Origin of the sequence: Nocardiopsis lucentensis DSM 44048, assembly GCF_000341125.1 — a bacterium.
GTDB classification, from domain to species: domain Bacteria; phylum Actinomycetota; class Actinomycetes; order Streptosporangiales; family Streptosporangiaceae; genus Nocardiopsis; species Nocardiopsis lucentensis.
This window is the reverse complement of record NZ_ANBC01000255.1, coordinates 3,827-12,696: the sequence shown is the minus strand read 5'-3', so window position 1 is coordinate 12,696 and position 8,870 is coordinate 3,827. Positions and strand designations below refer to the sequence as shown.

The window sequence follows — 8,870 nt, the reverse complement described above, 5'->3', positions numbered from 1 at the left end:
CGCCCCCCGGCCACGACAGGCTGCCGCCCCAGGTCTCGATGCACTCGCCGGCCGTCCCCGGACCGAACACGTACCCGCCCTCTCCCGGCCGGGCGTTGACCAGGTATCCGGCGTCGTTGAACACGTAGGCGGTGTCGGACTGCTCGGGGGAGCGCATGCGCTCGGCGACGTCCGGCGGGGCCAGCGGCGCGAGGACCCACGAGCTCAGCCGCCGGGAGCCGTTCCACTCCAGGACGATGTCGTTGGGGACGGGGCGCGAGTACAGGCCGCCCTCCTCCGGCACGGACGCCATCGAGTTGCGGACCGTGTCCAGGTACCACTCCAACCGTTCGCCGTTGAGCGTTCCGGCGTAGGTGTGCGCGGAGTAGGCGGCCGCGGCCGCGTACACGACCGTGGCCAGGGCCGCCGACACCCGTGCCGGTCTCCCGGGCCGCGCCCGGTAGGGGTAGGGCGAAGCGTCCGCCTCCTCAGGGGCCGCGGAGGGGTGGTCGCGCTCCTCACGGGTGGGCAGGAAGGCCAGGGCCAGGCACAGCGCGAACACGAGCGCGGCGTCCGCGACGTACCTGGGGTCGGCGGCGGCCACGTCCTGGAAACGGCCGCGCGCGATGATCGTCGGAATGATGTCGGCGCACAGCAGGTAGCCGAACATCAGGGCCCACGCCCGCCAGGAGCGGCGGCGCCACCACACGCTCGCCAGGACGATCCCCGCGAGGACCGCCCAGGAGCCCAGCACGATCCAGCCGCGCGGGTCGATGAGCCCGCCGGCCGGGGTGACCGGACCCCACTCCAGGGGACCGCCCAGCGCGCCGACCGGGAAGACCTCGGTGAGCAGGCCGCGCAGCATGGCGAACGCGGGTTCGCCCTCGGGGACGCCCGCCCCCTCCCCGCCGTCGCTCGCGCGCATCCGCGCCAGGTACAGGACCGTGTATCCGGCGAACAGCGCGGCCATGGCGCCCCAGAAGGGGCGGCGGACGCGCCAGGCGCGGCGGGCCGACGCGACCAGGCCTCCGGGGTACAGGAAGGCGACGGCCACGGCCAGCAGCAGGGGCGGCAGGAACATCGCCTTGACGGAGAACAGCATCCCGAACACCACCGAGCCCGCGGCGAACCACCCCGCGCGCTGGTCCCCGGTGCGCACGTGGCGCACGGTCCACAGCAGGGCGAGCGCCGTCGCCAGCTGGAACGGGACGGCGTTGAGCGCGGCGGACCACCAGCCGAGGACGGGCACGGTCAGCGGGGCCAGCGCGATCGCGGTCAGGGGGATCAGCAGGGCCCAGCGGCGTCCGAACAGCTCCCACAACAAGCGGAGGAAGACCACCACGGAGAGCGTCTGGAGGACGAGCATGACGCCCGCGCTGACCCACCAGTCGAACGGCCAGAAGGCGGTCTGGAGGTAGACCAGGAACAGGGCCCCCGGCATGAAGTGGCCCTTGTGCAGGCCGAAGAGGTACTCGGGGGTGAGGTCGGTGGTGTCGGCGGCGGCGAAGAACAGGAAGTCGTCCTCGACGAAGTAGGACGCGTCCAGCACGTGGATCCTCAGGGCCACGGAGACGGCGATGATCGCCGCCGCGGCCAGGACCAGTCGGTCGCGTGCCAGGTCTCGGACGAGCCCGCCCGCTCCGGACAGCGCCGCGGTCGGGGAGGTCCGCTCTCGGGGGACCTCCTCCTCGCGGCGTACGCTGGGTGCCCCTCCCGGGGCCGACGCCTGCGCGGCGTCCCCTGCGCCGGAGGTGGGGGAAACTGGCGGCATGGGTACCCTCCCGGCCTAGGTTGGCCAACCCGCGACATGGGTGCCAGAATACAACACGTTCCACTTTTCCTCTCGAACAGTCGAACACACCTGGAAGACCTGCCACATCGCCGCAGGAACATGATCCAGTCAAAGTGTGAGGCTCGGGAGCAGAGCACTGTGGGGGTGATGTCGGTGGGGCTCGAACAGGTCCGCCGCGACTGGACCCGGCTGGGTTCCACCGAGCCGCTGTGGGCGGTGTGCGTGGATCCGGCCAAGCGCGACGGAGGGTGGGACGACGACGAGTTCCTCGCCTCGGGCAGGGCCGAGATCGACCCGGCCGTCGCGCGCCTGCGTGAGCTGGGGATCCACCCCGACACCGGCCGGGTGCTGGACTTCGGCTGCGGCGCGGGACGGCTGTCCAACGCGCTCGCCGCGCACTTCGACCGCGTCGTGGGCGTGGACATCTCCGCGCCCATGCTCGCCGAGGCGCGTCGGCTCGACCGCTCCGGGGGCAGGATCTCCTTCGAACTCAACGAGCGCCCGGACCTGTCCGCGTTCGACGACGACTCCTTCGACCTCGTCTACACCGACCTGGTCCTCCAGCACCTGCCCCCCGACCTCGCCGACGGCTACCTGCGCGAGTTCGCCCGGGTGGTGCGGCCGGGCGGGGCGATGGTGATCGGCGTTCCCGAGTCCGAGCGCCGCACGTTCAAGGGGCTGGTGTTCCGGTACGCGCCGTTCCCGCTCATCCGCCTGGCCCAGCGGGCGGTCCTGCGCTACCCGGCGCCGATGCGCATGCACACCCTGAGCACCGACCGGGTGGCCGCACAGGTGCCCGGCGGGCGGATCGTCGCCTCCGACGAGTACTGGGGCGGTGACCACTGGCGGCACCTGCGTCACTTCATCACCATGGACGGGAAGGCCTCCGGATGATGACCCATCCCGACGGCACGGTCCCCTTCCGCGCGACGCTCGGCCGGTCCGTCACCCTGTTCTCGGCGTTCCGCAAGGAGCAGACCGATCCGGCGTTCTTCTACGGGCTGCTGGCCCGCGACACCGTCGACCAACTGCGCTCGTACACGCCGCTGGACGGGCGGGTGGTGGTCGACGTCGGCGGCGGTCCCGGCTACTTCGCCGACGAACTGCGCGCCGCCGGGGCGCGGTGCCTCTGTGTGGACTCCGACGCCCACGAGATGCGGCTGCACGGGCGCGAGGCCGACACCCACGGCGTGCAGGGCAGCGCGCTCGACCTGCCGCTGCGCGGCGGTTCGGTCGACGTGTGCTTCTCCTCCAACGTCCTGGAGCACGTCCCCGACCGGACCCGGATGGCCGACGAGATGGTCAGGGTCACCCGGCCGGGCGGTCTCGTGTACCTGTCGTACACGCTGTGGCTGTCCCCGTGGGGCGGCCACGAGACCTCCCCCTGGCACTACCTGGGCGGTTCCTACGCCGCCGAGCGGTTCGCCCGCCGGAACGGGCGGCGGCCCAAGAACGACTTCGGCCGCACGATGTACGCCGCCCACGCCAAGGAGATGCTCGACTGGACGCGGGGGCGGACCGACGTGGACGTGGTCGACATCCGGCCGCGCTCCCTGCCGACGTGGACGAAGCCGATCATCCACGTGCCGCTCCTGCGCGAGATCGTCACGTGGAACCTCCTCCTGGTCCTGCGCAAGCGGTGAGGCGGGTCTACTCCTCAGGGTCCCGCGCGTGGGTCCGGGCCCGCTTCAAGGTGCGCCGCGCCCTGTTCCTGACCCGGTCCATCTCGCTCCTGGTGCCCGCGTCGCGGCAGGCGTCCCTGAGCTCGGTGTAGGCGTTCATCAGCCGCTCGAACTCGTCGAGCCGGTCCGGCTCGGGCGTCGGCGCCTGGGCCAGCACCTCCCCCAGCTCGGTGATCATCTCGTCGGTCCGCGGCCGCATCCGCTCCACCCACGCGGCGTCGCGCGCGGCACGCTCCCCGTCCTGGGTCGCGCGCTCCCTCTCCGCCGCACGCCGCCGCTGCCGCTCGGCCGCCGGCGCCCGGTCCGCCGCGGCCAGGAGCGTCAACGCCTTCATGGCCGCCGCGCCGACCACGGATCGCACGATCGGCCTGATCCCCGTCGCCGTTCGGCCCCGCCGGTGCCCACGCGGGCGGTCGTGGCCTCCGGCGGCCCTCCTCGCCTTCAGGGTCTTGTACAGATCGGACAGGCCGATCGGGATCAACGGCCAGCAGCAGAGGAGGATCCCGAGCACGATGATCGACAGGACCGCCTTCCACCAAGGGGGCCCCATCCACCAGGACAACAGGCTCTCCCAGAAAGAACCTCCCTCCTCCTCGAAGTCGGCGAGGATCTCCCTGGCACCGTGATCGTCCTCCAGGAAACGGTCGGGGGCGCTGAACGGGTCCGTCTCCGACACCATCGGGGGAACCGCGCCCAACGGGTCGACCGAGTACACGACGACATCACCGTCCGTGCCCTCGGCCAGCACCGCGGCGACCTCGTTCGCGAACAGGGCGACGTTGTCGCCCAACGCCCGTTCGACCGCCTGACTCGGCAGGATGGCCACTCGCAGGTCACCCGGGTAATCAGCCACGTTCTCAGCGGCCCGGCTGAACTCGGCGCCGGTGAGTCCGTCGGAGACCGACGGGTGGACGTACAGCACGTCCTCGGCGAGGGCGACCCCGGCCTGTTCGATGACGTCCGGGCCCAGGATCGCGCCCATCACCCGAGCGGCGGGGATCGCCTGCTCCGGAGCCACCGAGCCCCAGAACAGGTCCTCGATCTCGGCGGCCTCCATGGCTTCGGGACCCGAGGCGGCAACGGGCCGGAAAGCCTCACCGTTCCAGCTCAACAGGACCACCATGGCGTCTCTGTCCGCGCCCTCCAGCATGTCCAGAGCCAGACTCCGCTCGATGGCGCCGTACAGCTCCCCTCGGTCCTTCTCGTTCCCCGGGGCGGCGACACCGGAGACCACCCCGAAGCGGACGTCGCCCGCACCCTCCAGGGCCGCTTCGATCGCCTCGGCGTCGATCTCGGGAAAGACCGCCGACACCACCGGGTCCACGTGCACGCCTCCGCCGTCGGCGAGCGCGCGCAGCCCGGAGCTCACCTCGCCGTTCACCAGGTCGGGAACCCCGGTCAGCAGCCCCGCGTAGGGGTGAAGGTAGAAGAGGTCCTCGATCTCCTCCGGAGTGGTCGCGTCGCCGATCACCGCCCAGGACTGCTCGACCTCGGGTTCGGACAGAGCCGCGCCGGTCTCGCCGTGCACCAGGTAGACACCGGGCTCCCCCACCGCGGCGGCGAACGCCTCGGCGGTCAGGTGGTCCTCCCACTGACCGTCGATGTCCTCCGTGACCAGCGCCAACCGGATCGGTACCTCGGATCGGTCGTAGGCCTCCTCGACCAGGGCGATCGTCTCCGGGGTCAGCGTGGCCCCGAAGTCGTCGGCTGCCCACACCCCCGGCCCGTCCGCCAGCGCCTCGGCCGCCTCGGCGATCTGCGCGCTGGCGTGCGCCGGAGGCTGGTGTACGCCGACCGCGGCGAGGGAGCCGGTCAGGGCCAGCAGGCAGAGAAGGGCGGCGATCCGACGGAAGGTGGGGCGCACGGTGGGGGCTCCGTTCCAGCACGGCACGGGGGTCGGCCTGTGCGCTCCCTTGGACTCCGTGAACCCGGATCCGGTTCTCGGGTGAGCGCGACGGCTCCGCCCGCACCCGTCACTCCAGTCTCCGCAGCGCCTTCCTCGGAGACCGCGCGTGCCGCCACATGCCCGCGAACGGACACTCCTCGCGCCGCTGGTCGACGGTGAAGTCCCGTGCCGAGACCAGCCCGTCCAGCTCCTCCCAGGTGATGGGCGTCGCGACCGGCGCGCCCGGTTTGGCCCGCACCGAGTAGGGGGCGACCGCCAACTGGTCGCGGCCGTTGCGCAGGAAATCGACGAACAACCGCCCCTCGCGGGCGTCCTTGCGCACCTTCGTCGTCAGCTCGTCCGGCCGACGCTCGGCCACCCGGTCGGCGATCGCCCGCGCCAGCTCACGGATCTCCTGGTCGTCGACCTCCGGGCGCAGCGGCGAGTGGATGTGCAGGCCCCGGGACCCCGTCGTCATCACGTACGCGACCAGGCCCAGGTCCTCCATCACCTCGCGCGTGTCCCACGCGGCCGACCGGCACGCGTCGAAGGCCGACTCGCCGTCCCCGGGCGGATCGAAGTCGAGCACCATCCGGTCCGGGTACCCCAGGTCCGGCTCTCGCGACGACCACGTGTGGAGGGTGATCGCCCCTTGGTCGGCGCACCACACCAGCGCGGCGGCGTCGTCGCAGACCATCATCGTGCCGGAGTCGACCTCCACGGTCCGCACCCACTCGGGCGTGCTCGGATGTTTGACGAAGAACCCCTCCTCGCCGATCCCGTCCGGGTACCGCTCCAACGCGACCGGACGTCCGCGTACGAGCGGCAGCATCAGCGGAGCGACGCGCGCGTAGTACCCGGCCAGGTCCTCCTTGGTGGGGCCGCCCTTCCCGAAGAGCTCCTTGTCCGGCCTTCCCACCTCCACGGTGCGCCGCCCGGCGCGTACCTCGGTCGCCATCGCCCCTCCCCCCGATCGGAGCCGATGCGCCTCGCGTACCCGGCCCGCGAACAGCGGAAACGCCGCCCGATCCCCCCTGGAAAGGGGCACTCGTCCAGTCCGTGTACGCCCGGCCCTCCCCGATGCTGGCGAACCGCGGCGGCTCGGCGGGTATCCCGGGCCGCCGGTCGGTCGGCATCCCGAGGACCAGTTCACGAAACCGCGCGCGGCCCCCGTCGCACTCGCGCCGCATCGCGGCCAGGAGTCGCTGCTCCTCCTCCGCGCGCCACTCCTCAGGCGTACGGCCGTCGAACTCCGCGCTCCCGCCGGACCGGCCCCTGAGCCACCGCCCCAGCCCCAGACCACCGTTCCCTTCCCCGTCGTCAAGGAGCGTCCACCGTCGCGCCCGTGTGCGACGGCGCGTCACCCGTCATCGGAACGGCCCCGTCGCTCCACGCCCCTCCAGACCCACGAGGGGTCTCCAAACACACGGACGCCCGGCCGGGGGCACTCCCCCTGGCCGGGCGTTCGGGAACCGGGCGCGAACTACTTGCGCTTGTTGATCTCCTCGGTCAGCGCCGGGGCGACCGTGTGCAGGTCGCCCACGACACCGAAGTCGGCGAGCTCGAAGATCGGCGCCTCGGGGTCCTTGTTGACCGCGACGATGTTCTTCGAGGTCTGCATACCGGCGCGGTGCTGGATGGCACCGGAGATGCCCAGCGCGATGTACAGGTTCGGGCTGACCGTCTTACCGGTCTGACCGACCTGGAACTGGTTCGGGTACCAGCCCGAGTCGACGGCGGCGCGGGACGCGCCCACGGCGGCGCCGAGCGAGTCGGCCAGGCTCTCCACCACGGAGAAGTCGTCCGAACCCACACCGCGGCCACCGGAGACCACGATGGCGGCCTCGGTGAGCTCCGGGCGGGCGCCCTTCTCCTGCACGACGCGCTCGACGACCTTGGCGGTCTTGGCGGCGTCGGAGACGTCCACGGAGACCGCCTCCTCGGCGGCGGCGCCGGCGGCGGCCTCGGCCGGGACGGAGTTCGGGCGGACCGCGATCACGGGAACGCCGGTCCTCACGCGGGCGTGCGTGACCGTGGCGCCACCGAAGATGCTGTGCTCGGCCACCAGCTCCGCGTTGACGTCCACGACGTCGGTGAGGACGCCCGAACCCAGCTTCACGGCGGTCCGACCGGCGATCTCCTTGTTCTCGGCGGTGGCCGAGACCAGGATCGCGGCGGCGGACTTCTCCTGCGCCAGCTTGGCGAGCAGCTCGGCCTTGGGAGCGACGACGTAGTCGTTCAGCTCGGCCGGAGCCACGTACACCTTCTCGGCGCCGAACTCGGCCAGCGTGGCCTTGCCCGACTCGGCGCCGTCACCGACCCACACCGCCGCGGGCTCGCCGATGCGGCGGGCCGCGGTCAGCAGCTCGGTGGTGACCTTCTTGACCTGTCCGTCGACGTGGTCGACGAGGACGAGGACCTCAGCCATAATCCTTGAACCTTCCTGAGTCTCTCGCCTGGCCTACACGAACTTCTTCTCGGCGAGGAAGTCGGCGATCTTCGCACCGCCGTCGCCCTCGTCCTTGACGATCGTGCCCGCGGCGCGCGGCGGCGCGGCGGCGAAGTCGACGGTCTCGGTGGTGGCGTTCGCCAGCCCGACCTTGCCGGTGTCGATACCCGCGTCGGCGGCCGACTTCTTGTCGACCGGCTTCTTCTTCGCCTGCATGATCAGCTTGAAGGACGGGTAGCGCGGCTCGTTGATCTTCTCGACCACGGAGACGACCGCCGGGAGCTGGGCCTCGACGACGTCGTAGCCGTAGTCGGTCTGACGCTGGATCTTGATGGCGCCGCCGTCGACGTCGACCTTGCCCGCGAGCGTGAGCTGCGGCAGGCCAAGGTACTCGGCGAGCGCGGCGCCGATGACGCCGGTGCGCGCGTCGGTGGACTCGGAGCCGAGGACGACCAGGTCGTACTCGATGGTGCCCAGGGCCTGCGCGAGCGCGTAGGCCGTCTGGAGCGCGTCCGAGCCGTGGATGGCGTCGTCGTTGACGAAGACGGCCTTGTCCGCGCCCATGGACAGGGCCTTGCGGATGGAGTCCGTGGCCTGGTCGGGGCCCATCGTCAGGATGGTGACCTCACCGCCGTGCTTCTCCTTGAGCAGGAGCGCCTCTTCGATGGCGTACTCGTCGAGCTCGTTGATGACGCCGTCGGACGCTGCTCGGTCGAGCGTCTTGTCATCGGCGTTGAGCTTCCGTTCGGTCGCCGTGTCCGGGACCTGCTTGACCAAAACGACAATATTCATGGCCGGTGGCCGACCTCCCTGCACTCCATGATCCGCCGTGCGGCGGAGCGGACGCTGGCGCGCCCCGTACTGCCAACAATGCCGAATGCCGTTCGGTCATCCGACGGCGGGTCCGAAGTTCACGTCAACCCCGTCCCGCATGTGCTCCATACCCAGATGTTACTGGCTAGTAGCTTCACAACCAACCCGCGCCCCCCGGATCAACTTAGGAATACCTCACCCGCTCGGGAGCGCGGAGCTCGGGGTCCCGGGAAACCACGGCCCCACCTGGCCCCACGAACCTGTGCGGCC

Annotated in this window: 7 protein-coding genes; 2 read left to right on the top strand and 5 right to left on the bottom strand. The window is 71.5% G+C overall.

Going from position 1 to position 8,870, the window contains the following annotated elements; translation table 11 throughout:
* A partial coding sequence (locus D471_RS0108670) for a hypothetical protein (protein WP_017598255.1) occupies positions 1-1,750 on the bottom strand: 1,750 nt, incomplete at its 3' end.
* Positions 1,751-1,870: 120 nt separating this feature from the next.
* On the opposite strand from D471_RS0108670, the gene D471_RS0108665 reads away from it, so the two are divergent.
* Together D471_RS0108665 and D471_RS0108660 are read left to right on the top strand one after the other, a co-directional pair.
* The gene (locus D471_RS0108665; protein WP_241479589.1) at positions 1,871-2,665 is read left to right on the top strand and encodes a class I SAM-dependent methyltransferase; all 795 of its coding nucleotides are present in this window, start codon (positions 1,871-1,873) and stop codon (positions 2,663-2,665) included.
* Positions 2,665-3,414, top strand: a complete 750-nt coding sequence (locus tag D471_RS0108660) for a class I SAM-dependent methyltransferase (RefSeq protein WP_017598253.1) — start codon at positions 2,665-2,667, stop codon at positions 3,412-3,414. Before D471_RS0108665 ends, D471_RS0108660 begins: the two co-directional genes overlap by 1 nt.
* Before the next feature lie 7 nt (positions 3,415-3,421).
* Here the strand turns inward: D471_RS0108660 and D471_RS0108655 are convergent, their stop codons facing one another.
* The 4 genes from D471_RS0108655 to D471_RS0108640 all read right to left on the bottom strand — a co-directional run bounded on the left by D471_RS0108655 (position 3,422) and on the right by D471_RS0108640 (position 8,579).
* Positions 3,422-5,317: a hypothetical protein gene (locus tag D471_RS0108655; RefSeq protein ID WP_017598252.1), complete on the bottom strand. Its 1,896-nt coding sequence runs from the start codon at positions 5,315-5,317 to the stop codon at positions 3,422-3,424.
* Positions 5,318-5,426: 109 nt separating this feature from the next.
* Positions 5,427-6,296, bottom strand: coding sequence for a non-homologous end-joining DNA ligase (gene ligD, locus D471_RS0108650; RefSeq protein WP_017598251.1), 870 nt, complete (start codon positions 6,294-6,296; stop codon positions 5,427-5,429).
* A gap of 525 nt (positions 6,297-6,821) precedes the next feature.
* Positions 6,822-7,766, bottom strand: coding sequence for an electron transfer flavoprotein subunit alpha/FixB family protein (locus tag D471_RS0108645; RefSeq protein ID WP_017598250.1), 945 nt, complete (start codon positions 7,764-7,766; stop codon positions 6,822-6,824).
* Positions 7,767-7,799: 33 nt separating this feature from the next.
* On the bottom strand, positions 7,800-8,579 hold the full coding sequence (locus D471_RS0108640; protein WP_193789749.1) for an electron transfer flavoprotein subunit beta/FixA family protein: 780 nt from the start codon (positions 8,577-8,579) through the stop codon (positions 7,800-7,802).
* Between the last annotated feature and the right edge of the window lie 291 nt (positions 8,580-8,870).